Origin of the sequence: Cellulomonas fimi (genome assembly GCF_012952065.1) — a bacterium.
Classification (GTDB): domain Bacteria; phylum Actinomycetota; class Actinomycetes; order Actinomycetales; family Cellulomonadaceae; genus Pengzhenrongella; species Pengzhenrongella fimi_A.
Genome location: NZ_JABCJJ010000006.1, coordinates 109012 through 124057, shown reverse-complemented (window position 1 = coordinate 124057; position 15046 = coordinate 109012). Strand labels below are relative to the sequence as shown.

The 15046-nt window shown below is 73.2% G+C and carries 12 protein-coding genes; 7 read left to right on the top strand and 5 right to left on the bottom strand.

From position 1 onward, the window contains the following. Nucleotides 1–85: 85 nt before the first annotated feature. Nucleotides 86–1162 carry an NADH:flavin oxidoreductase/NADH oxidase gene (locus HIR71_RS05995; RefSeq protein ID WP_311836122.1) on the bottom strand — a complete coding sequence of 359 codons (1077 nt, stop codon included), beginning with the start codon at nucleotides 1160–1162 and terminating at the stop codon, nucleotides 86–88. 144 nt (nucleotides 1163–1306) lie between these two features. Between HIR71_RS05995 and HIR71_RS05990 the strand changes: the two genes are divergently transcribed. Together HIR71_RS05990 and acs are read left to right on the top strand one after the other, a co-directional pair. Next, nucleotides 1307–1996 carry a hypothetical protein gene (locus tag HIR71_RS05990; protein WP_169324139.1) on the top strand — a complete coding sequence of 230 codons (690 nt, stop codon included), beginning with the start codon at nucleotides 1307–1309 and terminating at the stop codon, nucleotides 1994–1996. Between the two features lie 74 nt (nucleotides 1997–2070). After that, on the top strand, nucleotides 2071–4053 hold the full coding sequence (acs, locus tag HIR71_RS05985) for an acetate--CoA ligase (RefSeq protein WP_169324138.1): 1983 nt from the start codon (nucleotides 2071–2073) through the stop codon (nucleotides 4051–4053). A 13-nt stretch (nucleotides 4054–4066) separates the two neighbouring features. Here the strand turns inward: acs and HIR71_RS05980 are convergent, their stop codons facing one another. After that, nucleotides 4067–5191, bottom strand: coding sequence for an NAD(P)-binding domain-containing protein (locus HIR71_RS05980; protein ID WP_169324137.1), 1125 nt, complete (start codon nucleotides 5189–5191; stop codon nucleotides 4067–4069). 85 nt (nucleotides 5192–5276) lie between these two features. Here HIR71_RS05980 and mshD point away from each other — a divergent pair, with 85 nt between their 5' ends. From mshD to HIR71_RS05960, 4 genes are all read left to right on the top strand, one after another. Further along, nucleotides 5277–6218: a mycothiol synthase gene (gene mshD / locus HIR71_RS05975; protein WP_169324136.1), complete on the top strand. Its 942-nt coding sequence runs from the start codon at nucleotides 5277–5279 to the stop codon at nucleotides 6216–6218. A 63-nt stretch (nucleotides 6219–6281) separates the two neighbouring features. Beyond that, the gene (locus tag HIR71_RS05970; protein WP_169324135.1) at nucleotides 6282–8543 is read left to right on the top strand and encodes an RNA degradosome polyphosphate kinase; all 2262 of its coding nucleotides are present in this window, start codon (nucleotides 6282–6284) and stop codon (nucleotides 8541–8543) included. A gap of 61 nt (nucleotides 8544–8604) precedes the next feature. After that, a complete protein-coding gene (locus HIR71_RS05965) occupies nucleotides 8605–9579 on the top strand; it encodes an NUDIX hydrolase (RefSeq protein ID WP_169324134.1) in 975 nt (324 codons plus the stop codon). A gap of 352 nt (nucleotides 9580–9931) precedes the next feature. Then, nucleotides 9932–10846, top strand: a complete 915-nt coding sequence (locus HIR71_RS05960; protein WP_311836121.1) for a hypothetical protein — start codon at nucleotides 9932–9934, stop codon at nucleotides 10844–10846. Between the two features lie 173 nt (nucleotides 10847–11019). On the opposite strand, the gene HIR71_RS05955 is transcribed toward HIR71_RS05960, so the two are convergent. From HIR71_RS05955 to HIR71_RS05945, 3 genes are all read right to left on the bottom strand, one after another. After that, nucleotides 11020–12021, bottom strand: coding sequence for an inorganic phosphate transporter (locus HIR71_RS05955; protein WP_169324132.1), 1002 nt, complete (start codon nucleotides 12019–12021; stop codon nucleotides 11020–11022). Between the two features lie 6 nt (nucleotides 12022–12027). Next, on the bottom strand, nucleotides 12028–12648 hold the full coding sequence (locus HIR71_RS05950) for a DUF47 domain-containing protein (RefSeq protein WP_169324131.1): 621 nt from the start codon (nucleotides 12646–12648) through the stop codon (nucleotides 12028–12030). A 180-nt stretch (nucleotides 12649–12828) separates the two neighbouring features. Next, on the bottom strand, nucleotides 12829–13428 hold the full coding sequence (locus HIR71_RS05945) for a hypothetical protein (RefSeq protein WP_169324196.1): 600 nt from the start codon (nucleotides 13426–13428) through the stop codon (nucleotides 12829–12831). Between the two features lie 146 nt (nucleotides 13429–13574). Between HIR71_RS05945 and HIR71_RS05940 the strand changes: the two genes are divergently transcribed. Next, the gene (locus HIR71_RS05940) at nucleotides 13575–15038 is read left to right on the top strand and encodes a sugar porter family MFS transporter (RefSeq protein WP_169324130.1); all 1464 of its coding nucleotides are present in this window, start codon (nucleotides 13575–13577) and stop codon (nucleotides 15036–15038) included. Nucleotides 15039–15046: the final 8 nt, after the last annotated feature.

Below are 15046 nucleotides of genomic sequence, written 5' to 3'. Positions count from 1 at the left end.
GGCGCACACGATGCGCACCCGTCCGTGTCGCCCCCTTCGGCCCCTGCGACCAATGCATGGGCTCCCGGCACCTGGCGGGACGCAGTCAGCCCCACGCGCCCCGGAGGTACTGGTCCGGCCACGGCGCCCGCTCGGGCGGCACTCCCAGCTCGTGCGCGGCCCGCAGCGGCCACATCGGGTCGCGCAGCGCGGCGCGACCGAGCAGCACGACGTCGGCCGCGCCGTCGGTCAGGACCGCCTCGGCCTGCTGCGGCGTGGTGATGAGCCCGACGGCGCCCACGGGCAGCCCGGACCCGCTGCGGATCGCCTCGGCCGCCGGCACCTGGTAGCCCGGGCCGACCGGGACCGACGCCGGGACGTTGCCGCCCGTCGAGACGTCGACGAGGTCCACGCCGCGCACCGAGAGCTCCTTGGCGACCTGCGTGACGTCGTCGACGGTCAGCCCGCCGTCCACCCAGTCCGTCGCCGAGAGCCGCACGAGCAGCGGCTTCCTCTCGGGCCACACCGCGCGCACCGCGTCCACGACGTGGAGCGTCAGCCGCGCCCGGTTCCGCAGCGAGCCCCCGTATTCGTCCGCGCGATCGTTGGACAGCGGCGAGAGGAACTGGTGCAGCAGGTAGCCGTGGGCGGCGTGCACCTCGACGACGTCGAAGCCTGCCGCGTCCGCCCGCCGCGCCGCGGCCGCGAAGGCCCGCGGGACTGCCGCGACGTCGTCGGCGGTCATCGCGGCGGGCGCCGCGTAGCCGGGGAAGGCCGACGCCGAGGGCCCGACGGCGGTCCAGCCGCCCTCGTCGGCCGGAACGGTCCCGCGCGCCGGGCTCCAGGGCCGGTGGACCGAGCCCTTGCGCCCCGCGTGGGCGAGCTGCATCCCGACCCGGGCGCCTCGGGCATGCACGAAGTCGACGATCCGGGCCCACGCCGTCGCCTGCTCGTCGGACCACATGCCCGCGTCCTGCGGGCTGATCCTGCCGTCGGGCACGACGGCGCTCGCCTCCGTCAGCACGAGCCCGAACCCGCCCGTCGCCCGCGCGCCGAGGTGCACGAGGTGCCAGTCGTCCGGGACGCCGTCGACCGCGGAGTATTGGCACATCGGCGCCAGCCAGATGCGGTTGCGGAACGTGGCGCCGCGCAGCGTCAGCGGCTCGAAGAGGGCGCTCGTCACGCTGGGGGAAACCGACCGGCGCGCACGGGCATTCCCGCGCCGAGAGCCGTCCCGCCGAGCGGCGCGACGGGCCCCGCAATAGCCTGAGCAGCGGTGATGCTGCGCCGCGGCCACCGTGCGACCTCGTCTGCGAAGGAGCATCCGATGAGCAGCCCCGACCACCGCGAGCCGCGCCCCGCCGAGCCGTACCCCGACGACCCGCGCCCCGACAGCGCGGCCGCACCCGCACCCGCACCCGCACCTGCACCGGCACCGGTCGACCGCGCGGCGGAGGAACGCCGGCTCACGGCGGACCGCCAGGAGCAGGAGCGCCGGCGCGACGGCGCGTTCCCCGTCGCCACCGGACCGCGCACCACCGGGGCCGGCGGGCACGTCGTCGGGTTCCTCGTGGGGCTCGTGCTGACGATCCTCGCCGGGTTCCTCGTCGTGCTGGGCCAGTCCCGGATCCTCGCGGAGGGCGTCGGCGCGACGGACGTCAGCCCGGAGACGCTCGGCATCGTGCTGGTGACGCTGGGAGCGCTGGTGGCCGGCGTCGTCGTCCTCCTCGGGCTGTGGACGCCGGCCGCGCCGCTGGCGGGTGGGCTCGCGGCGCTCCTCGTCGGCGCGGCCTACCTGTTCGCGCCCGTCGAGACGCACCGCGAGACCCTGCGGGTGTTCGCGACCGAGCAGAACCGGACCGCGGTGCTCAACTCCATCACGGTGATGAACGCGGGGGGGCTCTTCGCGACCGGCGTCGTCCTCCTCGCGGCCGCGACGGCGTTCTCGCTCGCGCGGCGCCGCGGCGTGGAACTGGGCGCCTTCCGGGAGCGTCGCAAGCGAGCACTAGAGTCGTGATCAGCGGGTCTGCCGCCCAGTGAGGCATCCCCGCCGCATCACCGCCGCATCACCGTCGCCGCGCCGGAGGAACTGTGACCGAGGACAGCACCACCTCAGAAACCCTGGAGAACCTGCTCACCGAGGACCGGCGCTTCCCGCCCGGCGCCGACTTCGTGACGCAGGCGAACGCGCACGCGGAGCTCTACCCGTGGGCTGCCGCCGATCCGGCCGGGTTCTGGGCCGACCAGGCACGCGAGCTCCTGACGTGGCAGCAGCCCTTCACCGAGGTGCTCGACTGGTCGAACCCCCCGGTCGCACGCTGGTTCGCGGACGGGACGCTGAACGCCTGCTACAACGCCGTCGACCGGCACGTCGAGGCGGGCCACGGGGACCGGGTCGCGATCCACTTCGAGGGCGAGCCGGGCGACACCCGCACGCTCACCTACGCGGACCTGCAGCGTGAGGTCTCGCGCGCCGCGAACGCGCTGACCGCCCTCGGCGTGCAGACCGGCGACCGCGTCGCGATCTACCTCCCGATGATCCCCGAGGCCGTCGTCGCGCTGCTCGCGTGCGCCCGGATCGGGGCCCCGCACTCCGTGGTGTTCGGCGGGTTCTCGGCCGAGGCCCTGCACACCCGCATCGAGGACGCTGACGCCAAGCTCGTCATCACGGCCGACGGGGGCTACCGGCGCGGCGCCCCGAGCGCGCTCAAGCCCGCGGTCGACGACGCGCTCGCGAAGGGACCGACCGACGTCGCCCACGTGCTCGTCGTGCGGCGGACCGGGCAGGACGTCGCGTGGACCGAGGGCCGCGACGTGTGGTGGCACGACGCCGTGGACAACGCCTCCGACCAGCACACGCCCGTCTGGGTCGAGGCCGAGCACCCGCTGTTCATCCTCTACACGTCCGGGACGACCGGGAAGCCCAAGGGCATCTTCCACACGACCGGCGGCTACCTCGCGCAGTGCGCGTACAGCCACCTCAACGTCTTCGACCTCAAGCCCGAGACGGACGTCTACTGGTGCACGGCCGACGTCGGCTGGGTCACCGGGCACAGCTACATCGTCTACGGGCCGCTCACCAACGGCGCGACCCAGGTGATGTACGAGGGCACGCCCGACACGCCGGGCCGGGACCGGTGGTGGGAGATCGTCGAGAAGTACAGGGTCTCGATCCTCTACACCGCGCCGACGGCGATCCGGACGTGCATGAAGTGGGGCGAGGAGTTCCCGGCCGCCCACGACCTGTCCTCGCTCCGCGTGCTCGGCAGCGTCGGTGAGCCGATCAACCCCGAGGCGTGGATGTGGTACCGCCGCGTCATCGGCGGCGACCGCACCCCGATCGTCGACACGTGGTGGCAGACCGAGACGGGCGCGATCATGATCTCGCCGCTGCCGGGGGTCACGACGCTCAAGCCGGGCTCGGCGCAGACGCCGCTGCCCGGGATCGCGGCCGACGTCGTCGACGACGAGGGGCACCCCGTGCCGAACGGTGGCGGTGGGTACCTCGTGCTGACCAAGCCGTGGCCCGCGATGCTGCGCGGGATCTGGGGCGATCTCGAGCGGTTCAAGGACACGTACTGGTCGCGGTTCTCCGGCATCTACTTCGCGGGCGACGGCGCCAAGAAGGACGAGGACGGCGACATCTGGCTGCTCGGCCGGGTCGACGACGTCATGAACGTGTCGGGGCACCGGCTGAGCACGACGGAGATCGAGTCGGCCCTCGTGTCGCACCCGTCGGTCGCCGAGGCGGCCGTGGTCGGCGCGACCGACGAGACGACCGGGCAGGCGGTCGTGGCGTTCGTGATCCTGCGCGGGGGCAACGAGGAGGTCGAGGGCACGGTCGCCGAGCTCCGGGCGCACGTCGCCAAGGAGATCGGGCCGATCGCGAAGCCGCGCAAGATCCTCGTGGTGCAGGAGCTGCCCAAGACCCGCTCGGGCAAGATCATGCGCCGGCTGCTGCGCGACGTCGCCGAGCACCGCGCGGTGGGGGACGCGACGACGCTCGCCGACGCCTCGGTCATGGACCTCATCGCGCAGGGCATCGACAAGCCGGCGCGGTCGTCCGAGGACTGATCGAGGGAGCCGGTCAGAGGCGCAGCAGGCGACGCAGGTTGCGGACGGCCTCGCGACCCGCGCGGTTCGCGCCGACCGTGCTCGCGCTCGGGCCGTAGCCGACGAGCTGCAGCCGGGGGTCCGCGACCACCTGCGTGCCGTCCATCACGATGCCGCCGCCGTGCCCGCGCAGGTGCAGCGGGCGCAGGTGGTCGAGACCGGCACGGAAGCCGGTCGCCCACAGGATGACGTCCGCCCGCTGGTGCTCCGGCGCGGGTGGGACGTCCTCGGGAGCCCACACCACGCCGTCGGGCACGATGCGCTCGAACATCGGCAGCCGGACGAGGATGCCGCGGTCGATCCCGCGCTGGTACTCCTCTGTGAGCGGCAGCCCGGTGACGGACACGACGCTCTCGGGCGGCAGGCCGGCGCGCGTGCGCTCGTCGACCTTCGCGACCGCGGCGCGGCCCCACTCCTCGTCGAACGCGCGCTGCTGGAACACCGGCGGGCGGCGCGTGACCCAGGTGGTCGTGGTGATCTCGGCGATCTGCAGCAGGAGCTGGATCGCGGACGTCCCGCCGCCGACGACGACGACGTGGAGGCCCAGGTAGTCGGCCGCGGACCGGAAGTCGCGCGTGTGGAGCTGCTCGCCGGCGAACGTGTCGCGACCCGGGTACGTCGGCCAGAAGGGCTTCTGCCACGTGCCGGTCGCGTTGATCAGGCCGCGGGTCAGCCACCGGCCGCGGTCGGTCTCGACGACGAGCATCCCGTCCGGCCCGCCCAGCTCGCGCACCGAATGCACCCGGACCGGCCGGACCACGCGGAGGTCGTGATTCCGCTCGTAGTCCGCGAAGTAGCGCGCGATCGCGACCGACGCCCGCTCGTCCGGGTCGACCTCGGGCAGCGCCATCCCGGGCAGCTCGTGGATCCCGTGCGCGTGCTGCATCCGCAGCGAGTCCCACCGGTGCTGCCACGCCCCGCCCGCGCTCGGGGCGTCGTCGAGCACGACGAAGCCGCCCGTCACGTGCTCGCCCAGACCCTCGGGACGGGCGGCCAGGCCCGCGCGACGCAGGTGGTAGGCGGCCGAGAGCCCCGCCTGACCGGCGCCGACGACGACGACGTCCACGGCGCGGTCGACGTCAGTTCCGGGGGAGCTCATCACGCGGTCCAACGTGCCAGGACGACTCCGTGTTCCGCAGCCCGACCGGCGCGGCGGCACGCCGGTGCGTGGTGGGATGGGCGGCATGACGTCCCCCGAGGTCCGCCGCGGCCCGCTCGACGACGACACCGCGGCCCAGGTGCGCCGGCTCGCGGCGGCGGCCGAGTCCGTCGACGGCGTCGCCCCGCTCTCGGAGCAGCCGCTGCTCCACCTGACCGCCGCCGCGCCCACCGTGCACCTGCTCGCGCGCGGGAGCGACGGCGCGCGCGAGGGCGACGGCGCGCTCGACGGCTACGCGCAGCTCGACCTCGACGCGCCGGGGACCGCGAGCGCCGAGCTGGTCGTCGCGCCGGGCGCCCGTCGACGCGGTCTGGGACGCCTGCTCCTCGACGGCGCGCGGACGCACGCGGTCGAGGACCGGACCGGCGACCCGGCCGGCAGACGGTTCACGGTGTGGGCGCACGGCGACCTGCCGCCGGCCCGCGCGCTCGCGTCCGGCGCCGGGCTGAGCGTCGTCCGCGAGCTGTGGCGCATGGGCGTCGACCTGACGGCGCTGCCCGCCGACGGCGAGCGCCGGCCGCCGCGCGGCATCGAGATCCGCACGTTCGAGGTCGGCCGGGACGAGGAGCCGTGGCGACGTGTGAACGCCCGGGCGTTCGCCGGCCATCCTGAGCAGGGCCGCATCTCTCGTGCCGACCTCGACGCGCGGATCGCCGAGCCCTGGTTCGACCCCGCCGGCTTCCTGCTCGCCGAGCGCGACGGCGTGCTGCTCGGCTCGGTGTGGACCAAGGTGCACCCCGCCCGCGGCGACGAGGACGCCGTCGGCGAGATCTACGTCGTCGGCGTCGATCCGGATGCGCAGGGCCTCGGCCTCGGCGGTGCGCTCACGTGGCGCGGCCTCGAGCACCTGCGTGGCCTCGGGCTGCGCCGCGCCATGCTCTACACCGAGGGCGACAACGAGGTCGCGATCCGCGCGTACAGCCGCGCGGGGTTCGGGCGCACGGGGGTCGACGTGCAGTTCGGCTGACGTTCACCTGCCGACCCCGGTCGAGCAGGGTGCGCCGGTCGGTGACGGTGGCACCATGGACGGATGAGCGAGGAGACCGACCACGACCACGCGTCCGGCGACGCCGGAGCCGTCCGGCTCGCGACGGAGCCCGCCCCGGTCGTGCGTCCTGCCGAGCCCCCGGCCCTGGCGCCCGAGCTCGAGGCGGTGACGCTGGCCGGAGCCGAGCTGCCCGCCGACCGGTTCCACGACCGCGAGCTGAGCTGGCTCGCCTTCAACGAACGCGTCCTCGAGCTCGCCGAGGACCCGCAGGCGCCCCTGCTCGAGCGTGCCCGGTTCCTGGCGATCTTCGCCTCGAACCTCGACGAGTTCTTCATGGTGCGCGTGGCCGGCCTCAAGCGGCGGATCGCCACCGGGATCGCCGTCGCGGCGGCGTCGGGCCTGAGCCCGGACCAGGTGCTCGAGGGCATCAGCGAAGGTGCCCACCGGCTCATGGACCGCCACGCGCGGGTGTTCGCCGAGCAGGTCCAGCCGGCGCTCGCGGCGGAGGGCATCACGCTCGTGCACTGGGACGACCTCGCCACCGAGGAGCACGAGCGGCTGCACAAGTACTTCCGCAAGCAGATCTTCCCCGTGCTCACGCCGCTTGCGGTGGACCCGGCGCACCCGTTCCCCTACATCTCGGGGCTGTCGCTCAACCTCGCCGTGCTGCTCGGCAACCCCGCGACCGGCAAGGAGCACTTCGCCCGCGTCAAGGTGCCCCCGATCCTGCCGCGGTTCATCGCCGTCGACGCCAAGGGACGGCCGAGCGCACCCAGTCGCCAGGCGGGCTCGAGCCGGAAGCCGACGTCCTTCGTGCCCGTCGAGGACGTCATCGCGCAGCACCTCGACTACCTGTTCCCCGGCATGGACGTGCTCGAGCACCACACGTTCCGGGTGACGCGCAACGAGGACGTCGAGGTGGAGGAGGACGACGCCGAGAACCTCCTGCAGGCCATGGAGAAGGAGCTGTTGCGGCGCCGGTTCGGCCCGCCCGTGCGGCTCGAGCTCGCCGAGAGGATCCAGCCGCGCATCCGTGAGCTGCTCGTCCGCGAGCTGGGAGTCACCGAGCACGAGGTGTACGAGCTGCCCGCGCCGCTCGACCTCACCGGGCTCAACCTCATCGCGGACCTCGACCGGGCCGACCTGAGCTACCCGCGGTTCGTCCCGACGACGCACCGCCAGCTCGCCGAGGTCGAGAGCGCCAAGCCGACCGACCTCTTCGCGGCCATCCGGGCCCGGGACGTGCTGCTGCACCACCCGTACGACTCGTTCTCGACCTCGGTCCAGGCCTTCCTCGCGCAGGCCGCCGCCGACCCGAACGTGCTCGCCATCAAGCAGACGCTCTACCGGACGTCGGGCGACTCGCCGATCGTCGACTCGCTCATCGACGCGGCCGAGGCGGGCAAGCAGGTGCTCGCGCTCGTCGAGATCAAGGCCCGGTTCGACGAGCAGGCCAACATCTCCTGGGCCCGCAAGCTCGAGCAGGCGGGCGTCCACGTCGTGTACGGCATCGTCGGCCTGAAGACGCACTGCAAGCTGAGCCTCGTCGTCCGGCAGGAGCCCGACGGCCTGCGCCGGTACTGCCACGTCGGCACCGGCAACTACAACCCGAAGACGGCCCGCCACTACACCGATCTCGGGCTGCTCACGTGCCACCCCGACGTCGGCCAGGACCTGACGCGCCTGTTCAACCAGCTCAGCGGCTACGCGCCGAAGTCCCGGTTCCACCGCCTGCTCGTCGCGCCCCGCTCCGTGCGCGCCGGGCTGGTCGAGCGGATCGACCGCGAGGCCGCCGCGCACCTCGCCGGCCGGCCGGCGTGGATCAAGTTCAAGGTCAACTCGGTGGTCGACGAGGCCACGATCGACGCGCTGTACCGGGCGTCGCGGGTCGGGGTGCCGATCGACCTCGTCGTGCGCGGGATCTGCGCGGTGAAGGCCGGCGTGCCGGGGCTGAGCGAGAGCATCCGGGTGCGTTCGATCCTCGGCCGGTTCCTCGAGCACTCGCGCGTGTTCGCGTTCGCCAACGCCGAGGGCGACGGTCCCGAGGTCTACATCGGCTCGGCCGACCTGATGCACCGCAACCTCGACCGCCGCGTCGAGACGCTCGTCCGCATCGCCGACCCCGAGCAGGTCGCCGAGCTCATCGACCTCAACGACCTGTCCATGGACGACGGCACCTCGACCTGGCACCTCCAGCCCGACGGGACCTGGGAACGCCACCACCTGGGGCCCGACGGCGAGCCGCTGCTCGACGTCCAGGCGTGGGAGATCGGCCAGCGTCGGCGTTCGGCGCGCGCGTTGTGAGGCGACCGTCACCGCGCCAGGCCGCGTTGCGGCGTCGTCGGCCGCTCGACATCATCGACCGGTGACGCCCGCTCCTCGCACCCGCCCCGTCGAGGCCGCGGGAGGGCTGGTGTGGCGTGTGCGCAAGGACGCGCTCGAGGTGCTGCTCGTGCACCGGCCGCGCTACGACGACTGGTCCTGGCCCAAGGGCAAGCTCGACCCGGGCGAGGCGCTCCCGACCGCGGCCGCCCGGGAGATCGCCGAGGAGACGGGGATCGACGTCGTGCTCGGCAACCCCCTCCCGGGTCAGCAGTACGCGATCGCCGACGGGCGCACCAAGCGCGTGCACTACTGGGCGGCGCGCGTGGCCACCGACGACGACGCCCCCGCGCTCGCCGCCCGCGCACCGGTGGCAGCAGCCGGGCCGGACGAGATCGACGACGTCGCGTGGCTGACCCCCGCGAAGGCCGGCAAGCGGCTGACCCGGGCGGCGGACGGCGCGCAGCTCGCGGAGCTCGTCGCGCTGCACGAGCGCGGGCGGCTCGACACGCACGTCCTGGTCGTCGCCCGGCACGGGCGGGCCAAGGAGCGCTCCGCATGGCACGGCGACGAGACCGACCGGCCGCTGACGCCGAGCGGCCGGGCACAGGCGGAGGCGCTCGTGCCGGTGCTCGCGGCGTTCGGGGTGCGCGACGTCGTGACGAGCCGGTGGGCGCGGTGCGCCGCGACGATCGAGCCGTACGCGCGCGCGGCGGGGGTGCAGCCGCTCGACTCGCACCTGACGGAGGCGGAGCACGAGCGGTCCCCGAGCCGTGCTGCGGGCGAGGTGAGGCGACTGCTGGAGTCCGCGCGCGACGTCGTCGTCTGCACCCACCGTCCCGTGCTGCCGACGGTGCTCGACGTGCTGGGTCAGCACTCCCGACGCGCGGTGGCCGGGTCGCTGCCTGTCGAGGACCCGTACCTGCAGCCGGGCGAGATCCTGGTGACGCACGTCGGTCAGACGAAGAAGGGGCCGCGCGTCATGGGCGTCGAGAGCCACCACCCGCCCCTCCACTGACGCGGCTCCCCCCGGCGACGTGTCAGACCGAACGCGCCCGTCCACACCCACTACGCCTGACACGCCAACCCGGCCACCGCGCCCACACACCCCACCGGCGACGTGTCAGACCGAACGCGCCCGTCCACACGCGCTACGCCTGACACGCGCCGCGGAGGCGGACGATCAGGCGCGTCCCGGCCATCAGGTGGTCATCCGTCCCCGGCGCCTCGTAGCGGGCCGCCTTGCACAGGGCGTCGGATGCACGCCGCGGCGGCGTACGCCCGCCCGCGAGGGTCGTCGCATGACTGGACGAGCGACCGCACTGGATGACGTGACGGGTCTTCGCGCTCTGGCGGACAGACAGCATGGGGTGTGCACGCGTGACCAGCTCCACTCGCTCGGCGTGTCCCGGCACCATGTCCGCAACCAGGTCGCTGCTCGACGATGGCGGCTCGTCTGCCCGGACGTCGTGGCTCTGCACCGGGGACCGCTCGACCGCATCGCAGCGATGTGGGCGGCCGCGCTCGCGTGCCCGCCGGGCGGTGTCCTCGGCGCGTGGACCGCGCTCGAGCTCGCCGGGCTCGACGGGTGGTACCGCCAGGAGCTTCACGTCGTGATCGCCCGCGGCCAGCGGCCACCGGGAGCGACGGGCGTCGTCGTGCACGAGTCCCGGCGCCATGTGCCCACCGACGGCGTGCTGCTGCGGGGGCTCCCCGTCCATCCGGTGGATCGGGCGGCTGTCGACGCCGCCGCGTGGAGCCGGTCCTCCCGGACGGCGGTAGGTCTGCTCGCCGCCGTCGTGCAGCAAGGACTGAGCACCGCCGACCGGCTCGGCAGCGCCCTCGAGCTCGCGGGGAAAGTGCGTCACAGGCGGCTCCTCGCGCACTGCCTCGCGGACATCGACGGAGGGTCTCAGTCGCTCGCCGAGATCGACTTCGTCCGGTTCTGCCGGGACCACGACCTGCCCGAGCCCCGGCGACAGGTCCGCCGTCAGGACTCGCGAGGTCGCTGGCGGTACCTGGACGTCGAATGGCAGCTCGCGGACGGGCGTACCGTCGCTGTCGAGATCGACGGGATCGGCCACATGGAAGCGACGCGGTGGTACGACGACCTCCTCCGGAGCGCGGAGCTGCCGCACGACGAGCGTCGGACCTTGATCCGACTCCCGGCGACGGCGGTCCGCATCGACGGCGCGCGCGTCGCGCGCATTCTCCGGCGCCACCTCGGACCTCATCATGAGCGTTCTGTCAGGCCGACCGCGCGCCCCAGCACGCGCAACGCCTGACACATCCGCGAGGTACGCACGCGCGACGCCACCTGTCAGGCCGAGCGCGCTCGATACCACGCGCGATGCCTGACACATCTGGGGGACACGCGCCGACGTGCGCCGACGTGCGCCGACGTGCGCCGGCATGCGCCGACGTGCGCCGGTTCGCGGGTGTCGGACAGGCCCTCCGGTCAGGCGAAGAACGGGCGGAACACCGTGAACATCAGGGCCGCGACGAGCGCCGCCATCGGGATCGTGAGGACCCACGCGACCGCGATGTTCTTCGCGACGCCCCAGCGCACCGCGGAGAGCCGCTTCGTCGCGCCCACACCCATGATCGCCGAGGTGATCGTGTGCGTCGTCGAGATGGGCGCGTGGAACACGAACGCCGTCGTGTAGAGCACGGACGCCGCGACGGACTCCGCCACGAAGCCCCGGGCAGGGTCGAGCTCGATGATCCTGCGGCCGAGCGTCCGCATGATCCGCCAGCCGCCCGAGTACGTGCCCAGCGAGATCGCGCCCGCGGCCGAGAGCTTGACCCAGAGCGGGATCTCGGTGCCCTGGTGGAACCCGCCGGCGACCAGCGCCAGGACGATCACGCCCATCGTCTTCTGCGCGTCCTGGAGCCCGTGCCCGAGCGACATCGCGGCGGCAGACGCCGTCTGCGCGATCCTGAACCGGCGCTGCGCCTTGGCCGGCGCGACCGACCGCACGAGCCACAGCACACCCACCATCAGCAGGTACGCGAGCCCGAAGCCGACGAGCGGCGAGAGGATCATCGGGAGCACGACCTTGTCGAGGATCACGTCCCACTGCACGGTCGTCGCCGACGCGAGGCCGGCGCCGACCAGCCCGCCGATCAGCGCGTGCGTCGACGACGACGGGAGCCCCAACCACCACGTGATGAGGTTCCACACGATGGCCCCGATGAGCCCCGCCAGCACGATCGCGAGTCCGTACGTCCCCGCGTCGGGGCTGACCGCGATGATCCCCGAGCCGATCGTCTGCGCGACGTCCGTCCCGAGCAGCGCACCGACCAGGTTGAAGACGGCGGCCATGACGAGCGCCACACGCGGGGTCAGCGCGCGGGTCGAGACCGACGTCGCGATCGCGTTCGCGGCGTCGTGGAAGCCGTTGGTGTAGTCGAAGCCGAGCGCGAACGCGACGACGACGACGACGAGGGCGAGCTCCACCGGCGCTCAGGACTCCTTGAGCGCGATGGTCTCGACGGTGTTCGCCACCTTCTCGAACGCGTCGGCCGCGTCCTCGAGCCGCTCCACGACCTCCTTGAGCTTCATGAGCTGGATCGGGTCGGTGATCTCGTCGAACAGCTGCGCGAGGAGCTTGCGGTGGATCTTGTCGGCCTGGTTCTCGAGGCGGTTGACCTCGACCCAGTACTCGTCGAGGTCCGACATCGACCGCAGGCGGGGCATCGCGTCGGCCGTGAGCTCGGCGGCGCGCTGCAGCACCTGCACCTGGTCGGCGACCCGGGCCGGCAGCTCGTCGAGCTTGTAGAGCACGATGAGGTCGGCCGCCTCCTCCATGAAGTCCATGCAGTCGTCGAGGCTCGAGGCCAGGTTGTAGATGTCGTCCCGGTCGAACGGCGTGACGAACGTCTGGTTGAGCCGCCGCATGATCGAGTGGGTCGCCTCGTCGCACTGGTGCTCGATGTCGGCCAGCTGCTTGGCGAGCGCCTTGCGGGTCGGCCGGTCGGCGCCGAGCAGCTCGCCGAGCAGGTTCGCCCCCGTGACGAGGTGCTGCGCCGACGCAGCAAGAAGGTCGAAGAACGAGGTGTCGCGCGGGGTGAGGCGCAAGCGCACAGGAGGCTCCGGACGGGAGGGACGCGTGGTCGGACACAGGCTAGGGCAGCCGCGAGGTGTCCAGGCAACTTCGATGGTGACGCAGCGGTGACACGGAGGTGTCCTGGGCGTGGATCACGGATGGACGGCGCCACGGTGTGACGAGCGACTCAGCTCCGACGCGGAGCGACGCACCGCGCCTCAGTCGAGCCGGCCCCTCCGCCACAGGTCGGCGGCGAGCTCGAGCTCCTCGGCGGTCCGGACGAGCGACGACGCTCCCCGTGTGAGCCGCAGCGCGTCGGCCGGGGCGTGCGCATCGACGTCGTCGGCGTCGAAGGCCGCGCCCGCGGCCAGGACCCGGCAGAACGCCGCCCCTCGCTCGAGCGCCACCGCGAGGTCGCCGGCGAAGACGCCGGACAGCACGGCGTCGGCCACCTCGCGGATGTCCTCGGGCCCGGGCGGGGTGACCACGCCGGCGACGACGTCGGCCACCTGGGCCGCGTGGACCCCGCTCGCGTAGCGCGCGGCGAGGGTGCGGGGATCGCGGCGCGTCCACTCCCGCAGCGTGTAGAGCCGCCAGAGCGCCCCGGGCAGCGTCCCGGGTGGGCTGTCGGCCCAGAGACCCGCGACGACGTCGAGCCCCTCCGCCTCGACGAGCCGGACGAGGCGGTCGACGAGGTGGGGATCGTCCGAGGCGCGCGCCTGGTGGACGATCGCGCCCGCCGTCGTGTGCGCGACCTCGGAGCGCAGCGCCGGGTCCATGTCACCCGGGATGTCGTCCGCGAGGCGAGGGTCGAGCATCGCGGGACGCCGGGGTCGCCGGGCCTCGCCGTCCGAAGAGCTCATCCGGCGATTGTCCCCGAGGCCCTGTTCGGCTCGCACGTCCGGGCGTCCGGGTCGACAGTGGTGAGTGGTTGAAGCGCCGCACCACGGGGGGAAGGCCGACGATGTCCCAGTCCGCACAGCCGCGACAGGCTCGGGGCGACAACAGCGCCCACCACCGCAAGGCGATCGGCCTCTCGGTCGCCGCCGCCGTCGGCGGGTTCCTCTTCGGGTTCGACAGCTCCGTCATCAACGGCGCGGTCGAGGCGATCGAGGGGGCGTTCGGTCTCAGCGCGACCCTGACCGGCTTCGCCGTCGCCGTCGCCCTGCTGGGCTGCGCGGTCGGGGCCTGGCTGGGTGGGCGGCTCGCCGACCGGTTCGGGCGGACGCGCATCATGCTGCTCGGCGCCGTCCTCTTCCTCGCGTCGGGCGTCGGCTCCGGGTTCGCGTTCGGCGTGTGGGACCTGATCCTCTGGCGGATCGTCGGTGGGCTCGGCATCGGCATCGCGTCGGTGATCACGCCGGCATACATCGCCGAGATCTCGCCGGCGGCCGTGCGCGGACGGCTCGCGTCGCTCCAGCAGCTCGCGATCACGCTCGGCATCTTCGCGGCGCTGCTCTCGGACGCGGTGTTCGCGAACACGGCCGGTGGCGCCTCCGAGCCGAGCCTGCTCGGGCTCGACGCCTGGCGCTGGATGTTCCTGGTCTCGGTCGTGCCCGCCGCGGTCTACGGCATCATCGCGCTCCGGATCCCCGAGTCGCCGCGCTACCTCGTCTCGGCCGGCCGACGCGGCGACGCCGTCGAGGTGCTCCGGTCCGTGCTCGGCCCCGACGAGGACCCGGAGACCCGCGTCGCGGAGATCGAGCGCACGATCCGGTCCGACAAGCTCCTCGCCAAGCAGGCCAGCCTGCGGGGTCCCGCGCTCGGCCTGCTGCCCATCGTCTGGGTCGGGATCGCCCTGTCGGTGTTCCAGCAGTTCGTCGGGATCAACGTGATCTTCTACTACTCGACCACGCTGTGGCAGACGGTCGGATTCACCGAGAAGGACTCGTTCACCGCGTCGGTGCTCACCGCGGTGACGAACGTCCTGGTGACGCTCATCGCGATCGCGCTCGTCGACAAGGTCGGGCGTCGGCCGATCCTGCTCGTCGGGTCCGCCGGCATGGCGGTGTCGCTCGGCGTCATGGCGCTCGCGTTCACCAACGCGACCGGGTCGGGGGACGACATCTCGCTCACGTCCCCCTGGGGTCCGGTCGCCCTCGTGGCCGCGAACGTCTTCGTCGTCTTCTTCGGCGCGACCTGGGGCCCGGTGACGTGGGTCCTGCTCGGGGAGATGTTCCCGAACCGCATCCGCGCGGCCGCCCTCGGGGTCGCGGCCGCGGCCCAGTGGATCGCGAACTTCCTCATCACGATCAGCTTCCCGCCCATGCTCGACGCCTTCGGCCCGACCATCCCCTACCTGCTGTACGCGATCTTCGCCGCGATCTCCTTCGTGTTCGTCCTCCGCCTGATCCCCGAGACCAAGGGGGTCGAGCTGGAGGACATGGGAGACGTCCGGGTCCGACGGCGCCGCGACGTCACGACCTGACCCGCCGC

What these genes read in the sequence shown, in the direction of transcription:
- HIR71_RS05990 (WP_169324139.1), top strand. Translation starts at nt 1,307, where the DNA reads ATGAGCAGCCCCGACCACCGCGAGCCGCGCCCCGCCGAGCCGTACCCC.
- HIR71_RS05980 (WP_169324137.1), bottom strand. Translation starts at nt 5,191, where the DNA reads ATGAGCTCCCCCGGAACTGACGTCGACCGCGCCGTGGACGTCGTCGTC.
- mshD (WP_169324136.1), top strand. Translation starts at nt 5,277, where the DNA reads ATGACGTCCCCCGAGGTCCGCCGCGGCCCGCTCGACGACGACACCGCG.
- HIR71_RS05970 (WP_169324135.1), top strand. Translation starts at nt 6,282, where the DNA reads ATGAGCGAGGAGACCGACCACGACCACGCGTCCGGCGACGCCGGAGCC.
- HIR71_RS05945 (WP_169324196.1), bottom strand. Translation starts at nt 13,428, where the DNA reads ATGCTCGACCCTCGCCTCGCGGACGACATCCCGGGTGACATGGACCCG.
- HIR71_RS05940 (WP_169324130.1), top strand. Translation starts at nt 13,575, where the DNA reads ATGTCCCAGTCCGCACAGCCGCGACAGGCTCGGGGCGACAACAGCGCC.